This window comes from Paraburkholderia sp. SIMBA_054 (assembly GCF_046534875.1).
GTDB classification, from domain to species: domain Bacteria; phylum Pseudomonadota; class Gammaproteobacteria; order Burkholderiales; family Burkholderiaceae; genus Paraburkholderia; species Paraburkholderia hospita.
On sequence record NZ_JAWRXV010000460.1, the window covers coordinates 1 to 318 of the forward strand.

The window sequence follows — 318 nt, forward strand, 5'->3', positions numbered from 1 at the left end:
GCCGGCGTCGATTCTCGGCCGGCGCGGCGAACTCACCCATTGCCGGGTGGAGTCGTCGGTCGTGTCGCCGGGCATGGCGACGTTCATAAACAGATGCCAGCGCAACGGCCCCTTGCGCAGACTTTTCGACAGATCGTAGAACAGAAAATCCGGATCGCGCAGATCGCCGACATCGACGGGACGATAAGGCTTGTCCGGCACCACTTCCCACCGAACGAAGCGACGAATACCGTGCGCGTCGATAGTCTGGAACGCGCTGATGCCGTAGTACGTGGCGTTGTCGTAGCCCGACGACGGCGGATGCTGCTCGATAAAACG

At 61.6% G+C, this 318-nt stretch carries 1 pseudogene; it reads right to left on the reverse strand.

Going from position 1 to position 318, the window contains the following annotated elements:
* Window positions 1–318, reverse strand: a pseudogene (locus SB822_RS55905) (catalase); the annotation flags it as partial.